The organism is Salegentibacter sp. (assembly GCF_036568425.1).
Taxonomy (GTDB): domain Bacteria; phylum Bacteroidota; class Bacteroidia; order Flavobacteriales; family Flavobacteriaceae; genus Salegentibacter.
The window spans coordinates 1-25,680 of record NZ_DATCSO010000082.1 but is presented as its reverse complement, the minus strand read 5'-3'; the positions used below and the strand labels follow the sequence as shown (position 1 = coordinate 25,680).

General features: G+C 40.2%; 16 protein-coding genes. All 16 read left to right on the top strand.

The genetic code is table 11. The features are described 5' to 3' along the window. The first annotated feature begins 5 nt into the window (after positions 1 to 5). The 16 genes from VIM94_RS08240 to VIM94_RS08165 all read left to right on the top strand — a co-directional run bounded on the left by VIM94_RS08240 (position 6) and on the right by VIM94_RS08165 (position 25,595). Positions 6 to 533, top strand: a complete 528-nt coding sequence (locus VIM94_RS08240; RefSeq protein ID WP_332038817.1) for a DUF3341 domain-containing protein — start codon at positions 6 to 8, stop codon at positions 531 to 533. Positions 534 to 538: 5 nt separating this feature from the next. Beyond that, positions 539 to 1,219 carry a cytochrome c gene (locus tag VIM94_RS08235; RefSeq protein ID WP_332038816.1) on the top strand — a complete coding sequence of 227 codons (681 nt, stop codon included), beginning with the start codon at positions 539 to 541 and terminating at the stop codon, positions 1,217 to 1,219. 26 nt (positions 1,220 to 1,245) lie between these two features. Further along, positions 1,246 to 2,625, top strand: a complete 1,380-nt coding sequence (locus tag VIM94_RS08230; RefSeq protein WP_332038815.1) for a quinol:cytochrome C oxidoreductase — start codon at positions 1,246 to 1,248, stop codon at positions 2,623 to 2,625. Positions 2,626 to 2,660: 35 nt separating this feature from the next. Then, positions 2,661 to 3,722 carry a cytochrome c oxidase subunit II gene (locus VIM94_RS08225; RefSeq protein ID WP_332038814.1) on the top strand — a complete coding sequence of 354 codons (1,062 nt, stop codon included), beginning with the start codon at positions 2,661 to 2,663 and terminating at the stop codon, positions 3,720 to 3,722. Positions 3,723 to 3,752: 30 nt separating this feature from the next. Next, positions 3,753 to 5,573, top strand: a complete 1,821-nt coding sequence (locus VIM94_RS08220) for a cytochrome c oxidase subunit I (RefSeq protein WP_332038813.1) — start codon at positions 3,753 to 3,755, stop codon at positions 5,571 to 5,573. A 131-nt stretch (positions 5,574 to 5,704) separates the two neighbouring features. Beyond that, entirely contained in the window at positions 5,705 to 8,920 is a 3,216-nt protein-coding gene (locus tag VIM94_RS08215) for a WD40/YVTN/BNR-like repeat-containing protein (RefSeq protein ID WP_332038812.1), read from the top strand. Positions 8,921 to 9,034: 114 nt separating this feature from the next. Further along, positions 9,035 to 10,057 (top strand): Holliday junction branch migration DNA helicase RuvB, encoded by a 1,023-nt coding sequence (gene ruvB, locus VIM94_RS08210; RefSeq protein WP_332038811.1) that lies wholly within the window; start codon positions 9,035 to 9,037, stop codon positions 10,055 to 10,057. A gap of 80 nt (positions 10,058 to 10,137) precedes the next feature. Continuing rightward, positions 10,138 to 11,466, top strand: a complete 1,329-nt coding sequence (locus VIM94_RS08205) for a cytochrome P450 (protein WP_332038810.1) — start codon at positions 10,138 to 10,140, stop codon at positions 11,464 to 11,466. Between the two features lie 327 nt (positions 11,467 to 11,793). Then, positions 11,794 to 12,663, top strand: a complete 870-nt coding sequence (locus tag VIM94_RS08200) for a nuclear transport factor 2 family protein (protein ID WP_332038809.1) — start codon at positions 11,794 to 11,796, stop codon at positions 12,661 to 12,663. A 75-nt stretch (positions 12,664 to 12,738) separates the two neighbouring features. After that, on the top strand, positions 12,739 to 13,665 hold the full coding sequence (gene queG / locus VIM94_RS08195; protein ID WP_414707167.1) for a tRNA epoxyqueuosine(34) reductase QueG: 927 nt from the start codon (positions 12,739 to 12,741) through the stop codon (positions 13,663 to 13,665). An 86-nt stretch (positions 13,666 to 13,751) separates the two neighbouring features. After that, entirely contained in the window at positions 13,752 to 14,426 is a 675-nt protein-coding gene (gene trhA, locus VIM94_RS08190; RefSeq protein ID WP_332038808.1) for a PAQR family membrane homeostasis protein TrhA, read from the top strand. Positions 14,427 to 14,627: 201 nt separating this feature from the next. Next, the gene (locus tag VIM94_RS08185) at positions 14,628 to 16,913 is read left to right on the top strand and encodes an NADP-dependent malic enzyme (protein ID WP_332038807.1); all 2,286 of its coding nucleotides are present in this window, start codon (positions 14,628 to 14,630) and stop codon (positions 16,911 to 16,913) included. 94 nt (positions 16,914 to 17,007) lie between these two features. Continuing rightward, positions 17,008 to 17,589: a Holliday junction branch migration protein RuvA gene (ruvA, locus tag VIM94_RS08180; protein ID WP_332038806.1), complete on the top strand. Its 582-nt coding sequence runs from the start codon at positions 17,008 to 17,010 to the stop codon at positions 17,587 to 17,589. A 3-nt stretch (positions 17,590 to 17,592) separates the two neighbouring features. Next, a complete protein-coding gene (sprA, locus tag VIM94_RS08175; protein WP_332038805.1) occupies positions 17,593 to 24,759 on the top strand; it encodes a cell surface protein SprA in 7,167 nt (2,388 codons plus the stop codon). 61 nt (positions 24,760 to 24,820) lie between these two features. After that, positions 24,821 to 25,201 (top strand): glycine cleavage system protein GcvH, encoded by a 381-nt coding sequence (gcvH, locus tag VIM94_RS08170; RefSeq protein ID WP_332038804.1) that lies wholly within the window; start codon positions 24,821 to 24,823, stop codon positions 25,199 to 25,201. Then, complete coding sequence (locus VIM94_RS08165) at positions 25,191 to 25,595, top strand: VanZ family protein (protein WP_332038803.1); 405 nt, start codon at positions 25,191 to 25,193, stop codon at positions 25,593 to 25,595. The genes gcvH and VIM94_RS08165 overlap by 11 nt, the downstream gene beginning before the upstream one ends. Positions 25,596 to 25,680: the final 85 nt, after the last annotated feature.

Genomic DNA, 25,680 nt, shown 5'->3' with positions numbered 1-25,680 from the left:
TTAAGATGGCATCAAAAGTTATACACGCTATTTATAATGACGACGATGTGCTTCTACTGGCAGTAAAGCAGGTGCGTGAAGCCCGTTATCATATTGGTGAAATTTATACTCCGTTTCCCGTTCACGGTTTGGATAAGGCAATGGGACTTGCGCCAACAAGATTAGCTATTACCTCTTTTCTTTACGGAGTAGTAGGACTTGTTGTTTCTATCTTAATGATGAATTACATAATGATAGAAGACTGGCCACAGGATATTGGAGGTAAGCCCAGCTTTAGCTTTCTTCAGAATATGCCTGCATTTGTGCCGATTATGTTTGAGCTAACGGTATTTTTTGCTGCTCACCTTATGGTGATTACTTTTTATATGAGAAGTAAACTATGGCCTTTCAAAGTTGCAGAAAATCCTGATGTAAGAACAACCGATGATAAGTTTCTTATGGAAGTGGATGCAGCAAACCTTAATGTTGATGATCTTTCCGATTTCCTTTTAAAAACGGGAGCATCAGAAATAAAAATAATTGATAATAAATAGACAAAATGAGAAGTTTTTTCCATAAATCTATAGTATTGTTTCTTCTGGCAGGCTTAGTGGTATCCTGTGCCGATAGTGACCGACCTAACTACCAGTTTATGCCCGATATGTATGAGTCAGAGGGATATGAATCTTATGGCGAATACGATATTTTTCCCGGGGGGCAATCTGCTATGGATCCCGTAGAAGGTACGGTAGCCCGTGGATGGAAACCCTACGATTATGAAAATACTCCAGACGGAAGTTCACAGGCTAAAGCCGAACTTAAAAATCCGTTGCCTTATACTGAAGATAACTTAACTGAAGGAAAAGAATTGTATACCATTTATTGCGCTGTTTGCCATGGCGATGCCGGCGAAGGAAAGGGAATTCTTGTTGAAAGAGAGAAAATTCTAGGGGTGCCTTCATACGATGATGTGGGAAGAGCAATTACTGAAGGGAGTGTATATCACGTTATTTACTACGGACTAAACTCCATGGGTTCATATGCTGCTCAAACCGATGAAAAGGAACGCTGGCAGATTACTCATTACGTAATGAATCTAAAAAATAAGTTGGAAGGAAACCCGGAAAGAGAATTTGAAGAAGTTGGACCTACCGTAAGTCCGGATGATCCCGAAGTACAGGCGGCACAGGAAAATGTTGGAGAAGGTACTGTTCTTACAGAAGAAGAAAGCAATAATTAAGAAATAAAGCATTTAGATCTATAAATATGTACACGCTATCCAGTAAATTAAAGTTAACAGCAATTATTTTTGTAATTGTTGGTGCCATAGGTCTCGTTATAGGATTTTTGCAAGCACCATCAAATCTTGATGATGTCAGGGAAATGATGGCTGCAGAAGAACACCACGCTGAACCGGCGGAAAGCACAATGGTAGAAGCTGATTTTGCAAAAGAAGAACACGGCATGCTATTAGACGATGAGCCTGGAAGAAATGCAGAAGAAAAAGAAGATCATGCTGCTGAAGCTGGGTCACACGATACCGAACATCTTGAGCATAAATTGCACCAATTACAGAACAAACCCTGGGCCGCCGTTTATGTAGCAGCTTTTTTCTTCTTTATGATCTCTTTGGGCGTACTGGCTTTTTACGCAGTTCAATATGCTGCACAGGCCGGATGGTCTCCAGTATTATTTAGGGTAATGGAGGCTATTACTGCTTATCTTGTTCCCGGCGGAATAATTTTGTTCGTGATTCTGGTACTTTCAGGATTGCATATGAACCACCTGTTTATCTGGATGGATCCTGAAGTTGTAGCACATGATGAGATAATAAGAAATAAATCAAGCTATCTTAATGTGCCGTTTTTCTTAATTAGAGCAGCTATCTACCTTGGGGGTTGGTTTGTCTTCAGGCATTTTCTGGTTAGAAATTCAAGAAGACTTGATGAAGCTTCAGATAACTATTACTTCAAGAAAAACTTCAAACTCGCTGCAGGCTTCCTTGTATTCTTTATAGTTTCTGAATCTATGATGTCCTGGGACTGGATAATGAGTCTTGATCCGCACTGGTTTAGTACTCTGTTTGGATGGTATGTATTTGCAAGCCTGTTTGTTGCTGGAATTACTGTTATCGCCCTAATAAGTATCTACCTTAAATCAAGAGGTTATCTTCCTTTTGTAAATGATAGTCACATTCATGACCTGGCCAAATTTATGTTTGGAATAAGTATATTCTGGACGTATTTATGGTTCTCACAGTTCATGCTTATCTGGTATTCTAACATTCCAGAAGAAGTTGTATATTTTATAAGCCGAATTGAAAATTATTCACTGCCATTTTTCGGAATGGTAGCACTTAATTTTATATTTCCGTTATTAATGTTGATGAATAGCGACTATAAACGTGTTAATTGGTTTGTAGTACTAACAGGAATTGTAATCCTGGTTGGGCATTACTTGAATGTTTTTGTGATGATAATGCCCTCTACAGTGGGTGAATCGTGGTTTATAGGCCTTCCTGAAATAAGTGCAGTTTTATTATTTGCAGGATTGTTTATTTTTGTGGTTTTCAGAGCACTAACTAAAGCTCCGTTACTAGCCAAGAGGAACCCGTTTATCAAAGAAAGCGAACACTTTCATTATTAATTAAAAGATTGATTGTTTAAAGAAGAAATTTAAAAATGACCGTATTCTTAGTAATAATTGCACTTGCACTTCTTGCCGTGACCGGATGGCAATTATCGAAGATTTTCGAACTATCCAAAGGGCCGGGTGCAGATTCATCACAAATTGCCAACGATAACGACAACCGGAAGCAAGCCAGGTATATGCTTTGGTTTATGATCTTTATCTATGTTGGAATGGCTTACAGTTTCTGGAAATGGAGTAAGCTCTACCTTCCGGAAGCCGCATCAGATCATGGTAGCCAGGTAGATACCCTTATGTTTATTTCTATAGCTATCATTATGATAGTCCAGGTATTAACACAGGCCTTACTTCACTGGTTCGCCTATAAATACCAGGGGAAAAAGGGAAAAAAAGCCTTGTTCTTTGCCGATAATGATAAACTGGAATTTATATGGACTATCATTCCGGTGATTACCCTTGCTGGTTTAATTATCTACGGCTTGTTCACCTGGTCTGATATAATGAATATCGATGAGGACAGCGATCCTATCGTTATTGAGATCTATGCCAAACAATTTAGCTGGCAGGCGCGTTATGCAGGAGAAGATAACACTCTTGGTAAAGCAAATGTGAGGTTTATTGAAGGAAGAAATAATGTTGGCCTCGACGAAAGTGACCCTTATGGTGAGGATGACAAGATAACAACCGTTTTACACCTTCCGGTAAATAAACCTGTTCTTTTTAAATTCAGATCTCAGGATGTTTTACATTCTGCTTATTTCCCACACTTCCGTGCCCAGATGAATGTGGTACCGGGAATGGTTACTCAATTCGGCTTTACGCCAACCATTACTACTGCAGAAATGCGTGATAGCGAGTATATGGTAGATAAAGTTCAAACCATAAATGAAATTCGAAAGGAAAATAGCGAAGTATTAAGGGCTGAAGGAGAAATGCCACTCGACCCTTATGAATTTGATTATTTTATTGCCTGTAATAAGATTTGTGGAGAAGCTCACTACAATATGCAAATGAAGATCATAGTTGAAACTGAAGAGGAGTACAACGCATGGTTAAGCGAGCAGCCTACCTTCGGGGAATTCATGGATAATTAAAAACAACATTAAAAGAATATACTTTAAGATATGTCAGCATTAGCAACAGCACCGGCTCAGGATCACCACGACGATCATGGACATCATCATAAACAATCTTTCATTACTAAATATATATTTAGTACAGACCATAAGATGATCTCCAAACAATACCTAATTACTGGAATTATAATGGGTATTGTAGGGATTATGATGTCTGTATTATTCCGTATGCAACTGGCCTGGCCAGAGGAGTCTTTCGCTATTTTTGAAGCTCTTTTAGGTAAATGGGCGCCAGATGGCGTAATGACACCTTCTATATACCTCGCTTTGGTTACCATTCATGGAACTATTATGGTATTCTTTGTATTAACTGCCGGATTAAGTGGTACTTTTAGTAACCTGCTTATTCCGTTGCAGATTGGAGCGCGAGATATGGCCTCAGGATTTCTTAATATGCTTTCCTACTGGTTATTCTTTGTGTCTTCAGTAATTATGTTGGCTTCCCTTTTTATTGAATCGGGGCCGGCCAATGCAGGTTGGACTATTTATCCTCCACTTAGTGCATTACCGCAGGCAATTGGAGGATCGGGACTTGGAATGACGCTTTGGTTAGTTTCTTTAGCTATTTTCATTGCATCTTCTTTGCTAGGTTCTCTAAACTATATTGTTACTGTATTAAACTTAAGGACCAAGGGAATGTCTATGACCAGGCTTCCACTTACAATATGGGCCTTTTTCGTAACAGCGATTATCGGAGTAGTTTCCTTTCCGGTGCTATTATCGGCGGCCTTACTTTTAATCATGGACCGTAGTTTTGGAACTTCATTTTTCCTTAGTGATATTTATATTTCGGGAGAGGTATTAAGTCACCAGGGTGGTTCTCCCGTATTATTTGAACACCTTTTCTGGTTTCTTGGTCACCCTGAAGTTTATATTGTAATACTACCTGCAATGGGTATCGTTTCTGAAGTTATGGCTACTAACGCCCGGAAGCCTATTTTTGGTTACCGTGCGATGGTTGCTTCCATACTTGCGATTGCATTCCTTTCCACAATTGTATGGGGTCACCATATGTTTGTATCTGGTATGAACCCATTCCTGGGATCGGTCTTTACCTTTACAACCTTGCTTATTGCCATTCCTTCGGCAGTAAAAGCCTTTAACTGGATTACTACTTTATGGAAGGGTAATTTACAGATGAATCCAGCAATGCTGTTTTCCATCGGGTTTGTTTCTACCTTCATTACCGGTGGGTTAACAGGTATTATCCTTGGGGATTCAACGCTAGATATTAACGTACATGATACCTATTTCGTAATCGCCCACTTTCACCTGGTGATGGGAATATCTGCCATCTATGGTCTTCTTGCCGGTGTTTATCACTGGTTCCCTAAGATGTTTGGGCGTATGATGAATAAAAATATGGGGTACGTTCACTTCTGGATTACTGCTGTGGGTGCCTATGGGGTTTTCTTCCCAATGCATTTTATAGGTTTGGCTGGTCTGCCGAGACGTTATTATACCAACACTGCTTTCCCATATTTTGATGATCTTGCTGATGTAAACGTAATCATAACCGTTTTTGCATTAATAACTGCAGCCGTTCAAGTGTTATTCCTCTGGAACTTCTTTGCCTCAATCTTCTACGGAAGAAAGGCAACACAAAACCCCTGGAATGCCACTACCCTGGAATGGACTACGCCCGTAGAACATATCCACGGAAACTGGCCTGGAGAGATCCCGTCCGTATACCGTTGGCCATACGACTATAGTAAAACCAACGAGGATGGTGAATATGTAATTAAAGGTCAGGATTTTGTTCCACAGAATGTGCCCCTTCAGGAAAATGAAGAAGAGTTAAACCATTAGAGAAATAATTTTTAGTATTTTAAACAAAAACCTTCGGATAACCTCCGGAGGTTTTTGTTTTTCAGACCAAATTGCTTGTTTGTTTAGCGATCTTTTAGCAATTTTGGAGATAATCCATGAATATCATTAAAATGAACAGAAAATTACTCCTCGCCTTTTTAATTCTTCCCCTTTTTGTTTTCAGTCAAAAACTGGATATGTCCCTGGTTAAAAACATGGAACCACGAAATATTGGTCCTGCAGGAATGAGTGGTAGAATAACCGCCATTGATGCTGTTACTTCTAACCCTGATATAATTTATGCGGGCTCAGCATCGGGTGGCTTGTGGAAATCAACCTCAGGCGGAGTAAATTGGGAGCCTGTTTTTGACGATGAGGAAACTGCCTCAATTGGTGCTGTTGCCATTCAACAATCTAATCCTTCTGTTGTATGGGTTGGCACCGGAGAAGGAAACCCCAGGAATAGTCTTAATGGTGGGGCTGGGATATATAAATCCCTCGATGCCGGAAAAACCTGGGAAAGGATGGGGCTCGAAAACACCCGACACATTCATCGTGTTATTATAGATCCCACTAATCCTGAGACTGTTTATGCCGGAGCTATTGGGTCTCCCTGGGGAGAACATCAAGAGCGTGGTGTGTACAAAACCACAGACGGCGGAAAAACATGGAATAAAATCTTATACACAAATGAAAAATCTGGTGTCGCTGAGCTTGTGATGGACCCCCAAAATCCTAATAAGCTTTTTGCAGCCATGTGGGAACACGAAAGGAAACCCTGGTTCTTTAAATCTGGAGGAGCCGGTTCAGGCTTGTATGTTACTTACGATGGTGGTGAAAATTGGAAAGAAATAACCGAAAAAAATGGTTTGCCCGAAGGCGATCTGGGGCGAATGGGGCTTGCTATAGCACCCGGGAAGCCTGAGGTGGTTTACGCCTATGTTGAAGCAAAAAAGAATGGACTGTACAAATCTGAAGATGGAGGTGAAAATTGGAAATTAGTCAATGATGATATGGCCGAAATTGGAAATCGACCTTTTTATTATGCCGAAATTTATGTTGCACCCAATAACGAGAATCGTGTGTACAGCATATTTACTTTCGTAAATGTTTCTGAAGACGGAGGAAAAAGTTTCGAGGAACTTATGCCTGCCTATGGTGCAAATAACGGCATACATCCAGATCACCACGCCTGGTATATTCATCCTGAAAATCCTGATTTTATGATTGATGGAAATGACGGAGGCTTAAATATTACCAGGGATGGCGGAGAAACCTGGCAATTTGCAGAGAATATTCCAGTTGGTCAATTTTACCATGTAGCGGTGGATAACGAAACCCCTTATAATGTGTATGGAGGAATGCAGGATAACGGAAGCTGGAAAGGGCCAGGCTATGTTTGGAAACCCCAGGGAATCCGAAATTCTTACTGGCAGGAAATTTCCTTTGGCGACGGATTTGATGTCGTTCCCGACCCCGATGATAGTCGCTATGGATGGTCTATGAGTCAGCAGGGAAATGTGGGGAGATATGATTCTAAAACCGGTAAGAATTATGTGGTTAAGCCTACCCATTCCGATCCTGATGTGGAGCTTCGTTATAATTGGGATTCAGCAATAAATATCGATCCTTTCGATAATAATACCCTTTACTTTGGAAGTCAGTTTGTGCATAAATCAACCGACAAAGGATTAACCTGGGAGGTGATCTCCCCAGATCTTACCACCAATGATACCACCAAACAGAAACAGATGGAGAGCGGTGGCCTGACCATAGATGCTACAGGAGCAGAAAACCATACTACCCTTTTGGTAATTGAACCATCTTCCGTAGAAAAGAATATGATCTGGACAGGATCTGATGACGGAAAAGTTTTTTACACCCGGAACGGCGGAGAAGAGTGGACTGATGTTTCTAGCAATTTGAGAGGATTGCCAGAGGGAAGCTGGATCGAACAAATTCAGGCTTCCAACAAGAACAAAGGAGAGGCATTGTTGGTAGCCAATAATTATAGAAGAGATGATTATACACCTTATGTCTATCGCACCCGTAACTACGGTAAAAGCTGGGAACGTATAGTTGATAAAGAGGATGTACTCAGTTTTGCTCTTTCGGTTGTAGAAGACCCGGAGGAGGAAAACCTCTTATTCGTTGGTACAGATGATGGCCTTTATGTTTCTATAGATGCCGGAACCAATTGGCAAAAATGGACAAATGGGTTTCCCACCGTTCCGGTAAAAGATATGGTAATCCACCCACGGGAACATGACCTGGTGATTGGCACCTTCGGAAGGTCGTTTTGGATACTTGATGACATTAGACCGCTAAGAGAAATGGCAAGAAATAAAGCTGTGTTTACAAACCTTAAGAAAGAAGAGCCAAAGCTTCAGGTCCTTTCTTCTCCTACTGCTTATCTTGCCGTAAGCCAGCAACCATCTGGAATGCGTTTTCCTGCTGATGCTGTTTTTAGTGGAGAAAACCGTGAACGGGGTGCCAGGATTTCATACTTTATCAATCCTGAAGAGCAGAAAAAAGGACAATCTTCCAAAGAAGAAATAAAGGACGAAGAAAGTAAAAGCGGCTCAGTTTGGGATACCATTAGTCTTAAGGTGTATGATGGAGAAAGACTCATCCGAACCTTGAAAAAGAAAGCTCCTGATTCTACAGGGGTTTATAAGATGTCCTGGTCTTTGGATGAAAAAGGAGCAGATTCACCTTCCCGGGAAATTAAAGAATCAAAAGACGAGCCGGGTGGAATTAATGTGAAGCCCGGAACTTACGGGATAGTGATAAATTATGGTGAGCTGGAGTCTGAAGGAGAGATAACTGTGAAAACCGATCCCAGGTTAAATATTTCTGATGAAGACATTTCGGAACTTTATGAAACCCAAAAAGAATTGGAAAAAATGACCCAGGTTTCAGCAGATGCTGTAAAGCAACTGGTGCAGAGCAAAAATACCGCTGAAGAATTTCAGAAAAAGCTTAAAAAAGAAGATAAAGAAAAGTTTAAAAATGAAATTGAAGCTTCCAAAGCCATTGTCGATACTATTAATAAGAAAATCGCCATTTTTCTCGGCAAGGAAGATGATAGGCAGGGGATTGTAAGAAGCCGTGAAATGACTGTAAATACAAGGTTGAACCAGGCGAGATATTATGTTGCAACCAGACCGGGTGGACTTACTTCCACCGAGAAAACTTTAATTTCGCATGCTGAAAATGAATTGCAGGAGGCTTTAGAAGAAGTAAACTCATTTTTTGAAACCGAATGGCCTGAATACCGCTCAAAAATGGAGAAAATTGAAATTTCACCATTTAAGGAGATCAAAACCTTTGATTTAGCGCTGTAAAATTGTGTAAGTTAGAGCCTTTCCTTTTTCCGGAAAGGCTTTTTCTTTTCCGGTGGTTCTCTAATTCTTCTTTCTTCCTTTTCTTTATCTTTGTCCAAAGACCTGTTGAGAATTATGAATGAAAACCTTGATCCCAGCGGAGAAAATTTCTCTCCTGAAGAATTCGATATTGAAAGGGCCTTACGCCCATTGGAATTTGATGATTTTGCGGGTCAGGATCAGGTATTGGAAAATCTAAAGGTGTTTGTTGAAGCGGCCAATCAAAGGGGCGAAGCTTTAGACCACACCCTTTTTCATGGGCCTCCGGGGCTTGGGAAAACAACTCTTGCACATATTCTGGCCAACGAACTAAGTGTAGGCATTAAAGTGACTTCAGGACCCGTTTTGGATAAACCCGGAGACCTTGCGGGTTTACTTACAAACCTGGATGAAAGAGATATTCTTTTTATTGATGAAATACACCGGCTTAGCCCCGTAGTAGAAGAATACCTTTACTCGGCTATGGAAGATTACCGGATTGATATCATGATCGAAACCGGCCCAAATGCCCGAACTGTTCAAATTAATTTGAATCCGTTTACCCTGGTGGGAGCAACCACTCGTTCCGGACTACTTACTGCACCAATGCGGGCGCGTTTTGGGATTTCAAGTAGACTACAATATTATACTACAGAATTACTTTCAGACATTGTGCAAAGGAGTTCTGAGATACTCAAAGTCCCTATTACCCTGGATGCCGCTATAGAAATTGCGGGAAGAAGTCGGGGAACGCCTCGAATTGCTAATGCGCTATTGAGAAGAGTGCGGGATTTCGCCCAAATAAAGGGCAATGGTAAAATCGATATAGAAATCGCTAAATATGGGCTTAAAGCGCTTAATGTAGATACTCACGGTTTGGATGAAATGGATAATAAAATTCTCGAAACTATTATCGATAAATTTAAAGGCGGCCCTGTTGGGATCACCACTCTGGCCACGGCAGTAAGCGAAAGCGCCGAAACTATCGAAGAGGTCTATGAGCCGTTCCTCATTCAGCAGGGATTTATCTACCGCACCCCTCGCGGTCGGGAAGTAACTGAAGCAGCCTACCGGCACCTGGGTAGGACCAAAGGGAATACACAGGGCGGATTGTTCTAAAAGTTAAAACGCGGGTGTTTTCTTTTCGATTCAAGCCCTTTCAGCGGGTTTCTTCTTAACTTGAGGCTTTAAATGTGAATATGAAGGGAAAAGACATACCGGCGGTATCGTGGTTAAAATTTATGGGGAAAGCCAATCTTATCCTCAAAAATCCTCTGCCTTTTCATGCTGAAAATTTTGAAAAACTCGGCGATATATTCAGGGTGCAAACCGGTTTCGGCAATCCTCTTGTCTTTTCCAGAAATGCTGAATTCGCCGAATATGCGCTTCAAAAAAACCATAGAAACTTTGAAAAATCGCCCATTCAAACCAGGGATATGGCGAAATACCTGGGTTACGGACTCCTAACAGCCACAGGAGAACACTGGCGTAAACAACGTAAACTCATCCAACCCGCTTTTCATAAAAAGCAAATTGCTGGCCTTTTGTACACTGTAAATTCGGCCATTCTAATAGAACTGGACAGGATAAAACCTAATAAAACTATAGATGTTTTCCCGGTTTTTAATGACCTTGCTTTTCAAACAGTGGTTAAGTCACTTTTTAGCAGTGCCGTTGGTCAGAAGGAGATTAACAGGCTGCAATATATTACCGAAGCGGCCCAGCGAATGCTGGTTAGGGAACTCCGGCAGCCGTTTAAGCGTTGGTGGTTTAAGTACGGAGGGAGTATAAAGAAACACATGGATTTAGTTGAAGAGGCCCGGGAAATTCTTCGAAAGTTGGTAAGAGAAAGAAAAGAAAATCTTGTAGGCGCGGGAGATCTTTTGGATATGTTATTGGAGGCGAGATATGAGGATGGGACTGCAATGAGCGAGAAACAATTGATTGATGAAATCCTGATCTTTTTTACCGCCGGGCACGAAACTACCTCGAATGCACTCACTTTCACTGCAGAACTACTCGCAAGACATCCCGAAATTCAGGAAAAAATTGTTTCAGAAACAAAAGATGCTAAGGCGAAGACCGGCGATCTCATGGAATTGATTGCTTACTGTACCTATACGAAACAGGTTCTGGAAGAAGCTATGCGCCTGTACCCGCCGGTTTATTTTATAGATCGGATAAATCTTGAGAAAGATGAGTTTAACGGATTCAGAATTCATAAAAATTCCAATTTATTATTTTCAATTTATGAAATTCACCGTGATGCTAACTACTGGAAGAATCCACAGAAATTTGATCCATCCCGTTTTGCTGAAGGTGCCAAACATACCTCTCACTACTATCCTTTTGGGGCAGGGCCACGAAAGTGCATTGGTAACAACTTTGCCATGTATGAAATGATTTTGGCGATTTCTGAGCTTGTTTCCAGGTATAAAATCAGCACCAATAAGTTAGAAATTGAGATCACACCCTTAATTACCCTAAAACCCAAAAATGCAATTTTGAGATTCGAGGAAAGATCCTAATTTGAACTTCACGAATTCCCCATTTATTTTGAAGGCTTAATTATTCTTTATTAAGCATCTACGCAAAGTTTCGAAGGAATAATAAGTTTTTAAAGACAGGTTCGATTAAGAGATTTTTTTATCTTTCTTAATGACGTAAATTCCTGTTTATCAATATTTTGTATATTTGTAGTTCAAACCATATCTCCTGTATGGTTTATCATGGTCTCCCCCGAAATTAGATAGAGAAAGCTAAAGCCGCACCTTAGATTGATAAGTCTGCTTAATTGAGAAATTCATCAATCAGCTACGCATAGTATTCAAAAGTTAACCATAAAAACCAAAATTATGAAAATTTCAATTTTTATTTTGATTGTATTTGTTTTTGTACCCGGCTTTGTCACTGGTCAAAATGAACTGGAAATAAATAAGGAATATCCGGAAGCAAAAAAAGAAGTAAAACAAGCTCTGGATGAGATCGAGCAAAGCATAAGGGATAATGAAATCGACAAGTTGATCTCTATGCATGCATATGGCCCCAAGTTCACAGAATTTGAGGTAGGCGGAAAAAGACAGGGTTCAAAGGAAAATGAAGATTTTGAGCGAAATTTCCTTGGAGCGATAACCGAAGTTGAAAAATGGGATTGGAAAGATTTAAAAATCAATGTCTATGGCGGCAATGTGGCCAATGCCACTTTTCATGCCGATTTCAAATTTAAAAGAGGAGAAGAAGCCTATGATTTTATGATGCAGGGCACTTTACTTTTTGTTAAAACAGATGATGGCTGGAAGATTACTCACGAGCATATGGCTCCAATTACTGAGGCACAACCCCAGCCCGAAACTCCCGAAATAACTCATATCTCCAAATCAGATTTCCCTAAAGGGAATATGGTAAATCTTGTTAAAGGTTGGGGAGGAATGGTGGTTGCTATTAATGAACCGCCCGCAGGAACCGATTTTGCCCCGCTTTTAGAAGGCCAGAAAGATGATTTGTGCCAGGTGCCGCATTGGGGATACCTGGAAAAGGGAAAGCTACAGGCTGAATATAAAAACCGTCCTACTGAAATGATTTCGGCAGGAGATGTTTTCTATATGCCTCCGGGTCATACCGCTAAGGTCATTGAAGATGCCCGGATAATTGAGTTTAGCCCGGAAGAAGAAATGATGGCCTTAATGACAGATATCGAGAATAAAATGAAGAAAGAAAAGAATTAACGCTGTCCAGGAAAGAGTAGTGAGACCTATGAAATAGATCATAAATTTTAAATATTGCATCTTTGTAATATTATTATGATTGATCAAAAGGAGCAATACACACAATTAATCAAAGCCGAAGCCAAGCGCCTCGGCTTTCTTTCATGCGGGATTTCCAAAGCTGAATTCCTCGAAGAGGAGGCACCTCGCCTGGAGAATTATCTTCAGAAAGGAATGCACGGTGAGATGAAGTATATGGAAAATCATTTCGATAAACGCCTCGATCCCACTAAACTGGTTGAAGGTTCAAAATCGGTTATTTCTTTATTGCTGAATTATTACCCTCATCAAATTCAAAATCAGGATTCCTATAAGATCAGCAAATATGCTTACGGCCGGGATTATCACTTTGTAATAAAGGATAAGCTGAAGGATTTGATGCAGTATATGCAGCAGGAAATTGGGGAAATAGAAGGGCGCGCCTTTGTCGATTCGGCGCCGGTACTGGATAAAGCCTGGGCGGCAAGAAGCGGTCTCGGCTGGATAGGGAAACATTCTAACCTTTTATCCAAGCAAACCGGCTCTTTCTATTTTATCGCCGAACTTATTGTAGACCTCGACCTGGAATATGACACCCCGGTTACCGATCACTGTGGAAGCTGTACTGCCTGTATAGATGCCTGCCCCACCGATGCCATCGTAGAGCCTTATAAAGTTGATGGAAGTAAATGCATCTCTTATTTTACCATTGAGTTGAAGGACGAATTACCTGCTTCCTATAAAAACCAGTTTGAAGACTGGATGTTTGGCTGCGATATCTGCCAGGATGTTTGCCCGTGGAACCGGTTTTCAAAACCTCATAATGAACCCCTGTTTAATGCTCATCCCGATTTATTGATAAATGATAAAAAAGACTGGGAAGAGATCACCAAAGAAACATTTAATGAGATCTTCAGGAAATCTGCAGTGAAAAGGACAAAATTTACAGGATTCAAGAGGAATATAGATTTTTTAAAGAAATAAAATTTAGGATTATTTCTTTAGTTCGTTAATTATTTTAATTTACACTTAAATTAATATCGCTTGTTTTAAGTATTGGAAATTTAGTGATGAAGCAAGAAGACACCTGTCATTATTATCCTCCGGCCGAAGAGAAATTTAATATTATTTCTCACGGATTTGGATTTGCTCTAAGTGTAATTGGATTGATCCTTTTAATTATAAGAGCCAACGAGCTGGGAGGCGTCAGGCATTTGGTGAGTTTTAGTATTTTTGGAGCAAGTATGATCCTGCTTTACGCCGCTTCTACTTTTTATCATGCCTCAAAGGACTCTACCTGGAGATATAGGTTGAATATTGTAGATCATGCTTCCATTTATGTGCTTATTGCGGGGACTTATACCCCATTTGCTTTAGTGACCTTAAATGGTGTTGTGGGTTGGAGTATTTTTGGGGTGGTATGGGCCCTTGCGATTACAGGAATTATCCTTAAACTCTTTTTTACGGGGCGGTATAACACTCTTTCTACAATTATGTATGTTGTTATGGGGTGGATAATCGTTTTTGCGGTAAAGCCCCTCCTTGATAACCTTGTCCTTCCCGGGCTTTTATGGCTAGTGGCAGGTGGGATTTCATACACCATTGGAGCTGTAATTTTTAGCCTGGATAAAATTAAATTCAATCATGCTATCTTTCACATCTTTGTCTTGTTGGGGAGTTTCTGCCATTTTATCTCCATCTATTTTTATGTACTGCCTCGCGAATCAATGGATATCCTTAACTGAATAGTTGCTTTCTTGTTAAAATAGCTATTAGAATCCCTTATTTAAAGGAGTAATAGTGATTTTATTGAAGGATTTATAATCAAAAAAAGTGCTTTTTGTTATTAATTCTAAAAGCCGTGCTTTGCAAGCTTTTTCCCTAAAGTTTGTGTCTTTTATTTGTATAACCTTACTAACTTTGTAGGTACAGTCAAATTAATAATTATGAGTAGCACTCCCAGAAAAAGACGTGAAGCCTTAGTTTATCACGCAAAACCAAAACCTGGAAAAATTCAGGTAGTTCCCACTAAAAAATATTCAACACAAAGAGATTTGTCTCTGGCTTATTCTCCGGGAGTGGCAGAACCCTGTTTAGAGATTGAAAAAGATAAAGAAAACGCATATAAATATACCACCAAAGGAAACCTGGTGGCCGTTATCTCTAATGGTACTGCAGTTCTTGGTCTTGGAGATATAGGTCCGGAGGCTTCAAAACCGGTTATGGAAGGTAAGGGTTTACTGTTTAAGATCTTTGCCGACATTGATGTTTTTGATATTGAAGTAGATACAAAAAACGTAGATAAGTTTATTGAAACTGTAAAAAATATCGCCCCTACTTTTGGCGGAATTAACCTTGAAGATATAAAAGCACCCGAAGCTTTTGAGATCGAAAAACGCCTGAAAGCCGAGCTTGATATTCCGGTGATGCATGACGATCAGCACGGGACTGCTATTATCTCTGCAGCTGCTTTGCTGAATGCACTGGAATTGGCTAAAAAGAAAATGGAAAAGGTTAAAATAGTGATTAATGGTGCCGGTGCTGCTGCAATTTCCTGTACCAAACTATACAAAGCCTTTGGAGCCAAGCCCGAAAATATTATCATGCTGGACAGTAAGGGGGTTATTAGAAAAGACAGGTCAAACCTTTCTGAGGAAAAAGCCGAATTTGCTACATCCCGTAAAATCGATACCCTGGATGAAGCGATGAAAAATGCTGATGTTTTTGTTGGACTTTCCATTGCTGATATTGTTACCCCCGAAATGCTGAAAAGCATGGCCAAAAGGCCTATCGTCTTTGCGATGGCTAATCCCGATCCCGAAATTGATTACAATCTTGCGGTCTCCACAAGGAAAGATTTGATAATGGCAACTGGTCGTAGTGATCATCCTAACCAGGTGAATAATGTTTTGGGATTCCCGTTTATTTTTAGAGGTGCTCTGGATGTTCGGTCCACCAAGATTAACGAAGAAATGAAAATGGCCGCGGTTAAAGCCCTGGCTGAACTCGCTAAAGAACCCGTTCCGGAACAGGTGAACATTGCCTATGGAGAGACCCGTATGAATTTCGGCCCCGATTATATTATTCCTAAACCTTTTGATCCAAGGCTTATTGCTAAAGTTCCTCCGGCGGTAGCAAGGGCAGCTATGGAAAGCGGTTGCGCCAGGTATCCGATCCAGGATTGGGAAAAATATGAAGAAGAGCTTTTGGAACGTATGGGAAGTGATAATAAAATCACGCGTTTATTGATGAACCGGGCAAAAATGAACCCTAAGCGAATTGTTTTTGCTGAAGCAGACCATCTTGATGTTCTGAAAGCTGCTCAGATTGTAAATGATGAAGGAATTGGGATCCCTATTCTTTTGGGAAGAAGAGAGGTTATCCAGGAACTCATGAAGGAAATAGATTTTGATGCCGATGTTGAGATCCTTGATCCAAAATCTGATGAACAGGAAGAAATACGTACTGCCTATGCTAAAGCTTACTGGCAAACAAGTAACAGAAGCGGAGTAACCCTATACGATGCCGAAAATTCTATGCGTCTTAGAAATTATTTCGCGGCGATGATGGTTAATACAGGAGATGCTGATGCCTTGCTATCTGGATATTCCAGAGCTTATCCTACTGTTGTAAAACCCATGCTTGAACTTATTGGGATGGCTAAAGGAGTTAGCCGTGTGGCAGCAACTAACCTTATGAATACCTCCCGTGGCCCATTATTTATAAGTGATACCTCGATTAATATTGACCCGCCGGCAAAAGATCTTGCTAAAATTGCACAAATGACTGCTCGTACGGTACAGCTTTTTGGACTGGAGCCTGTAGTAGCAATGATTTCGTATGCGAATTTCGGGTCTTCTAAAAATCCACATGCTTCAAAAGTGAAGGAAGCAGTTTCATATCTTCATCGTTGGCAACCCGAATTAAAAGTTGATGGTGAATTACAAACAGATTTCGCGCTCAATAAAGAAATGCTTCAGAGCAAATTTCCATTTTCTAAACTGGCCGGTAAGAAGGTGAATACCTTGATTTTTCCAAATCTGGATTCAGCAAATAGTAATTATAAAATGCTAAAAGAACTGAATCACGCCGATTCCATTGGACCAATTATTATGGGAATGAAAAGACCGGTACATATTCTTCAGCTAGGGGCGAGCGTAGAAGAAATGGTCAATATGGCTGCCGTTGCTGTGGTAGATGCACAGGAAAAGGAAAAAAAGAAGCAAAAATAATATCTGTAGAAAATTTGATGATGAAGCCCGTAAAATAAGCATTTCAGGCTTAAGTTAATTTTACTACATTTGATCTCTAAGCTTGAATTGAAATATGATTCATCATTTAAAGGGGCAATTGATTAAAAAATATCCCACCCATGTGGTGGTTGAATGTAACGGAGTTGGATATTTTTTAAATATATCATTAAATACTTTTTCTAAACTTCCAGACGCTGAAGCTGTTCATATATTTACCCATTTGCAGGTAAAGGAAGATTCCCATACCCTGTATGGTTTTAGTGACCAGTATGAGCGTGAAGTTTTCCGGTTGCTAATCTCAGTTTCCGGGGTGGGTGCCAGTACGGCACGAACCATGTTGTCTTCCCTGGAGCCCAGTCAGGTTAGGGATGCCATAGCCACAGCCGATGTAGCAACAATTCAGAGTGTAAAGGGAATTGGAACTAAAACGGCTCAGCGGGTTATTCTAGACCTGAAGGACAAGATACTGAAGGTGCAGGGAGGAGATGAAGTTTTAGTTTCTCAGGACAATACAACAAAAGAAGAAGCGTTATCAGCATTAGAAACCCTGGGCTTTGCCCGAAAGCAAGCAGGGAAAGTTATAGATAAGATTTTAAAGGAATCTAACAGTCATACCGTAGAGTCCCTTATAAAACTTGCGCTTAAAAACCTGTAGAAATTGAAGAACAATTACTTGAAATTGTCAACTTCGGTCCCGCTTGCCTTACTGTTATCGCTGATAATTTCAACTAATTTATCAGGACAGGAGACTTCGCAGGATACCACCCGAACCGGATATGACTTGGGCACCATTTCATTGCCCGATCCTTCGAGTTTCTCTTCACAGTATGAGTATGATCCCATTTTAGACCGCTATATCTTCCGTGAAAGTATCGGGAATATCAGTTTGTCGCAACCCCTTATCCTTACTCCTGAAGAATTTGAAGAACTTGTACTTCGGGAAGAGATGCAAAACTATTTTAAACTTAAAGGTGATGCCCTGGCCGGAAATAAAAAAGGAGCTGAAGAAATTCAAAAAGATTTGTTGCCGGATTTCTATGTTAACTCTGGTTTCTTCGAGAGTGTGTTTGGGGGGAGTGAAATAAATATAGTGCCTCAGGGAACCGTTGAAATGGATTTGGGATTGCTCTTTACCAAGCAGGATAACCCGGCATTTTCTCCTCGTAACCGAAGGAATCTTACTTTCGATTTTGATCAGCGCATAAGTTTAAGTCTTCAAGGGCAAGTGGGAGAACGCTTGGGAATTATTGCTAATTACGACACCGAATCCACCTTCGATTTTCAAAATCAACTAAAATTGGAATACACCCCCAATGAAGATGATATTATTCAGAAAATAGAGGTTGGGAATGTGAATATGCCTCTGAATAATGCACTTATGCAGGGTGCACAAAGCCTTTTTGGCTTTAAGACTGAACTTCAGTTTGGGAAAACCAGGATTACGGGAGTGTTTTCTGAACAAAAATCAGAACGGCGTACCGTGAACGTTGAAGGGGGAGCTACTATCGAAGATTTTGAGAGATTCATCCTGGAATACGATCAGGATCGACATTTTTTCCTGGCACATTATTTTAGAGATCACTATGATGAGGCTCTAAAGGATTATCCATTCATTAATTCCAATATTCAGGTACAGCGTATCCAGGTGTGGATTACCAATAGAACCAATAATATTCAAAACCTTCAGAACACACGTAATATTGTGGCAATTCAGGACCTTGGGGAGGCTTTTTCAGAAGAAAATATAGGTTTGAATAATCCGCCTGCCGGATTTTTTAATCAGCCTGAAGGGACTTTTCCCGATAACACGAATAATGATTTTAATCCTTTTGGAATTAATGGTCCCGAGGAATCTGTTCTTACTCCTGCCATCAGGGATATTTCTACCATAAAAAGTGGTTTTGGTGGGATACAGGTTTCAGAAGGGACTGATTATATTAAACTTGAAAATGCCAGGCAGTTAAATCCTAATGAATATACCCTGAATACTCAATTAGGTTATATCTCATTAAACCAGCGTTTAAGTAATGATGAGGTATTGGCTGTTGCATTCCAATTTTCGGTTAACGGCAAGGTTTACCAGGTGGGTGAATTTGCTAACGATGGGGTAAATGCAACCGGCTCTGTTTCTGCTGAAGAACCAGGGGAAGAAAATGAACAAGACATCAACCCCCGGTCTAACCGTAACCTGGTGGTTAAGCTTCTTAAAAGTACGATTACCAATGTACAAGAGCCTATCTGGGACCTGATGATGAAAAATATCTACAACCTTGGGGCTTATGAGTTGGAAAGAGAGGATTTTAGATTGAACATCCTTTATACCGATCCGCAACCGATTAATTATATTAAACCGGCCGGAGATGGCTCTACTCCATTGCCTGAAGATGTAAGTGAAACTCCTTTGTTGAGAGTTTTTAATTTGGATAAGCTCAACTCCAATAATGATCCAATTGTGGGAGGGGATGGTTTTTTTGATTATGTCCCCGGACTAACCATAGACCCTCGCAATGGAAATGTTATTTTCACCTCGGTAGAGCCTTTCGGGGAACACCTTTTTAGGAAACTGGATAACACACCTAATACCGGAACAGAAGATTATAGCGATAAAGATACCTGGAATGCTAACCAGCGAAAATATGTTTTTCGCTCCCTTTACACCACTACCAAAACCCAGGCGGAACAGGAAGAGGCCGAGAAAAATAAATTTCAATTAAAAGGAAGGTATAAATCGGCTGAGGTAGAAGGAATTCCGATAGGATTTAACCTGCCACCGGGCTCGGTTACGGTCACGGCAGGAGGCCGCGTTCTTCAGGAAGGTGTAGATTATGTGGTGAATTATGAACTTGGGCGTGTCCAAATCCTCGATGAAGGTTTACTCGCTTCTAATATTCCTATCCAGGTTAATACAGAAAATAATGCGCTCTTCGGGCAGCAGACCAAGCGTTTTACCGGGGTAAATGTAGAACATCTTTTTAATGAGAACTTCCTTGTAGGAGCAACCTTCCTGAATTTAAAAGAGCGGCCATTAACTCAAAAGGCCAATTATAGTTATGAACCGCTCAATAATTCGATTTACGGTTTCAATTTAAATTATTCTACTGAAGTTCCTTTCTTTACCCGATTGGTGAATAAGCTTCCGAATATAGACACCGATGTGGAATCTAATTTTTCGGTGACTGGTGAATTTGCATATTTGCAGCCGGGATCACCAAATATTAATGATTTTGGTGGAAAAACTACGACTTACATAGATGATTTTGAAGCAGCTCAAACCTCAATCGGGATTAACACTCCGCTAAGTTGGGACCTTTCCAGCGTTCCTTTGGGATATGGCGGAGAGCTTTCTAATGGAGATATAAATGTGGGCTTTAAACGGGCAAAATTAGCCTGGTACACCATAGACCCTATCTTCTACAGCAGCAGCCGCCCCGATGGAATCACAGACGCCGATCTTTCTTCTTATGCTACCCGCCGGGTTTCAATGAGTGAAATTTTCCCCAATACCGATGTGGTACAGGGACAGCCTATGGTAGTTTATACTATGGATGTCGCCTATTTTCCTGAACAACGTGGGCCCTATAACTTTAACCCTGCAACTTCAGGTGGAAATACCCTTCCCAATCCAGCCGATAATTTTGGGGGAATGATGCGGGGGATAAGTGCTACAAATTTTGAACAGTCTAACGTGGAGTTTATCGAATTTTGGGTGATGGACCCATATATTTATGATGAAAACCGGGAGAATACTGGAGGAAGCATCAACTTTAATCTTGGGAATATTTCCGAAGATATCCTAAAGGATGGAAGAAAGCAATATGAAAACGGCCTGCCTAAGGATGGAGGCAACAGTAATACCATATCAACAAATTTCGGAAAAGTTCCGGCCGATCAATCCCTGGTGTATGCTTTTGATTCTGAAGGCCAGGAACGTTTAAACCAGGATGTTGGTTACAATGGCCTTTCTGATGAAGAAGAAGCCTTGAAATTTCCTGAATTTGGAAACCTGGAAGATCCTGCCGGAGATAACTATGAATATTTTCTTGCACGCGATGGAAACATAGTAGATCGTTACAAGAATTATAATGGGATTGAAGGAAATTCCCCAACCGAAGTTGGAGATACAAACCGTGGGAATACCACCTTGCCTACTGCCGAAGATATTAACCGTGACAATACGATGAATACCATAGATAGTTACTTTGAGTATGAAGTTCCTTTCTTTCAAGGTATGGACATAGATAACAACCAGTATATCACCGATGTTAAAGAGCTTAATGTGAGCCTAAGGAATGGCCAGGAACTTCCGGTTAGGTGGCTACAATTCAAAGTGCCTATCTATGAGCCAACCGGCAGCAAAGGGGGTATAGCTGATTTTAGATCGATTAGGTTTATGAGAATGTATCTTACCGGTTTTCAGGATCCTACTTTATTGAGGTTCGGGACAATGGAACTGGTTAGAGGTGATTATCGCAGGTATAATCAAAGTTTACAAATTGAAAATGGCAGACCCGAAAATTCCAATACTTTATTTGAAGTTACTGCCGTAAACATAGAAGAGAATGAAAACAGGCAGCCAATTCCGTATGTATTACCTCCTGGAGTGATAAGAGAAGAGCTTTTTGAGAGTAATACCAATATCAGGCAGAATGAACAATCGCTGGCTTTAAGGGTTTGTGATCTCGAACCTCAGGATGCCCGCGCCGTTTATAAGAATTTCCAGATTGATATGCGGCAGTATAAAAACCTTGAAATGTTCCTGCATGCCGAATCCCTGGTAAACCAAACTCCATTAAAAGATGGACAGTTGGTAGCTTTCTTAAGAATAGGAACAGATTTTACTGATAACTTCTATCAGGTTGAAATTCCGTTAAGTCCAACAATTTTTGGAGCACAGTCTGCCGAAGAAATATGGCCGGCAGTAAACCGTCTTAATCTTCCTTTGGATTTATTGAAAAGGGTTAAAACAAGTGTTTTGGGCGATCCTTCATTAAATTCCGGAGATCTTAATTTTTATAATCAGGACCTTGAGTTAACCGATGCCGAAGAAACCTACGACCCCGGAGAAATGAGGATAGGAATTAAGGGGAATCCGAGTTTTGGGAACGTTCGGGTACTAATGCTCGGCCTGAAAAACGGGATGCCAAGCAATAGCGTGCAGGATCTTTGTGGCGAGGTTTGGTTTAATGAATTAAGACTTTCAGATCTTAATAATGAAGGAGGTTGGGCCAGTATTATTAATATGGATACCAACTTTGCAGATTTTGGTAATCTTGCAGCGACAGGGCGGAAAAGCACGGTTGGATTTGGTACTTTAGATCAGGGGCCTAATCAACGAAGCAGGGAAGATGTTGAACAATATGATGTGGTTACCAATTTAAATATGGGGCAATTATTTCCGCAGAAATGGGGGCTAAGAATTCCTGTAAATTATAGTCGTGGCGAGGAACTGGTGACTCCAAAATACGATCAGGAGTTCCTTGATGTGGAACTGGACACCCGATTACAGGATATTGTTGATCCTGTGGAAAGGGATAAAGTTAAAAAGCAATCTCAGTCTTATACAAAGCGTCAAAGCATAAATGTAATTGGGCTAAGGAAAGAAAGAACAGGCGAGGCAAAGCCTATGCCTTACGATATAGAGAACTTTACCTTTTCTACTTCTTATAACCAGGTAGATCATAGGGATTTTGAAATTGAGGAAAGCCTGGATCAAAATGTTAGGGTAGGAGGCACCTACGAATTCAATTTTGCCAATAAACCCATTGAACCTTTTAAGAATATTGCAGTTTTAGATAGTAGTGATTATTTCACAATATTAAAAGATTTCAATTTCAATCCCTTGCCTACAAATATAAATGCGAGTTCAAATATCCTTCGGCAGTATAATGAACAGAAATTTCGAAGTCTGGAATTGACAGAAAACGATCTTGGATTACCTGTTTTATATCAGCGGAATTATTTATTTAACTGGGATTACGGTATTAATTACAATTTAACTAAATCATTGAATTTCAATTTCAATGCTTCCAATAACAGGGTTATAAGAAACTATATTACTGAAGATGGTATACCCGATAACAGCATTGGCCTTTGGGATGATTTCTTCAATATTGGTGAGCCTAATTTGCATTATCAGAGCCTTCAGTTAAATTATGATCTTCCTTTTGAAAAACTACCTGTATTGAGATTTCTAAAAGCTACCTATTCTTTTACAGGAGATTTTCAATGGCAACGGGGCTCCAGGATTTATGAAAACCTGGAAGGGGTACCGGATATAGGGAACTCTATTCAGAATTCTAATACACATCAGGTGAATGCAAGCCTGGATATGCAAAACCTGTATGATTATCTTGGTCTGGTTGAGAAAAAAACCGCAGGTAACAGTACCATAAAGGAGCGCAGTGCCGGAGTGCCAACTCTGGATGGGACCCGGGAGGAACCACAAGAGGCTTCACCTCCGGAGACTAAAGAATACAAAGGTTATAATACCTTTATTGGAGTGATAACCTCCTTAAAAAGGATCCAGGTGAACTATAGAAATAGCCAGGGTACCTTTTTGCCGGGCTATACTCCGGAAATAGGCTTTATGGGCACTTTGAGGCCTACCACCGGATTTACCTTCGGGTTACAGGATGAGATAAGATATAGAGCTGCCAGGCGTGGATGGCTAACCCTTTTTCAGGATTTTAACCAGCAATTCACCACGGTTGAAAATGAACAACTCGCCGCCCAGGCTTCGTTAGATCTTTTGCCGGATCTTACCATAGACATTAGTGCCAACCGAAATTACGCAGAAACATTTAATGAGAATTACAGAGTTGATCCTAACACCTTGGAGTATCAATCTTTGACTCCCTATACCTACGGGAATTTTAATATTTCTACCATCCTGCTCAAGACTGCTTTTAACCAATCGTCAGAAACTTCTTCAGAAACCTTTGAAACTTTCAGGGAAAACCGGTTGAATATAGCGCGTAGACTTGCTGTTGAACGTGGTTTGGATCCAAATGATACCGATGAAGACGGTTATCCGGTAGGGTTTGGGAAAACAAATCAGGCCGTATTATTACCTGCCTTTATATCGGCTTATGCCGGAGTTGATCCCGATAATGTTAAACTAGGAGCTTTTAGAGACGTGCCATTGCCCAACTGGGATCTAAAATATACCGGTTTGATGAGAATAGGTTGGTTTAAGGATAAATTCAGGCGTATTTCTTTAAATCACGGATATCAGTCTAATTATACGATAAATCAGTTTCAAAGTAATCTTGATTACGATCCCAATGATAGATTTGCTGTTAACCAGGCTGGGGATTTTAAAAACCCGGTGCTTTATTCAAATATAGTTTTAACCGAATTATTCACTCCTTTGATTAGAATAGATCTTGAAACAAAATCTTCGATACAAGTGCTGGCCGAAATACGAAAAGACAGAGCTCTTGCACTTAGTTTCGATAATAACCTTCTTACTGAAACCCGCGGGAATGAATACAGGCTTGGGATGGGTTACCGAATCAAGGATTTAAAAATAGCGACGAGTTTAGCAGGACAAAATAGAATTTTGAGTAGTGACCTTAATTTTAAAGGAGATGTATCCTTCAGAAGAAATAATACGGTAATTAGATATTTAGATTTGGAAACCAGTCAGGTTATTGCAGGTCAGGATATTTGGGGCATTAATTTTACGGCCGATTATGCACTGTCTCAAAACCTTACTGCAATATTTTATTACGATCATAGTTTTTCTGAATACGCTGTTTCTACGGCATTTCCACAGACCACTATCAGGTCTGGAATAACATTAAGATATAATTTTGGAAATTAGATAACGGCTATTTGAACAATAACATTAAAAAATTACCTTTGCGTATATATAATAATTAGTTATGAACATACCTCAAGATTTAAAGTACACAAAAGACCACGAGTGGGTTAAAATTGAAGGCGATACTGCTACTATAGGAATTACTGATTTTGCCCAGGGTGAATTAGGCGATATTGTTTACGTTGAAGTAGATGCCGTAGATGAAACTCTGGAAAAAGAAGAAGTCTTTGGAACCGTAGAAGCTGTTAAAACAGTATCAGATCTTTATCTTCCGCTTTCGGGAGAGATTGTAGCCTTCAATGACAGCCTTGAAGATGAGCCTGAAAAGGTGAATTCTGATCCTTACGGAGATGGCTGGATGATTAAAATTAAATTTTCTGATGCTTCTCAACTGGAAGATCTTTTAACCCCTGAAACCTATCAAGAGATTATTGATAGCTAGAATCCTTTTAGTTGGTGCAAGTCTTTACACCCTTGCCCTTACGATTGGCTCCCTGGTTCAACTGGGGAAAATTAGCGTTGGGAATTTTAATCCCACCGATAAGTTTTTGCATTTTATAGCCTATCTTGCACTGGTTATACTGTGGCAACTTTATATCGTTTTTAAGGAACAGAATTTTAAACGGTATTATTCTTATTTAATTAAGATATCTGTTCTCGCTATTGCTTTTGGTATGTTAATTGAGGTTTTACAGGGAGCCCTTACCAGCTTCAGAGAGCCCGAATGGACTGACGTATTAGCAAATAGTTTGGGTGTAATGAGTGCCGCGATGTTACTACTGTTATCTAAAGGAATCCTGCAAAGGTTAAAAAGCAGGATTAATTTAGTTTTTTAGAAAAAATATTTATTTTAGCAATCCTTATTAATCAATAACCCATTATGGAACCAAAGAAAAATCCTAAAGCAGATCTAAGCAGGAG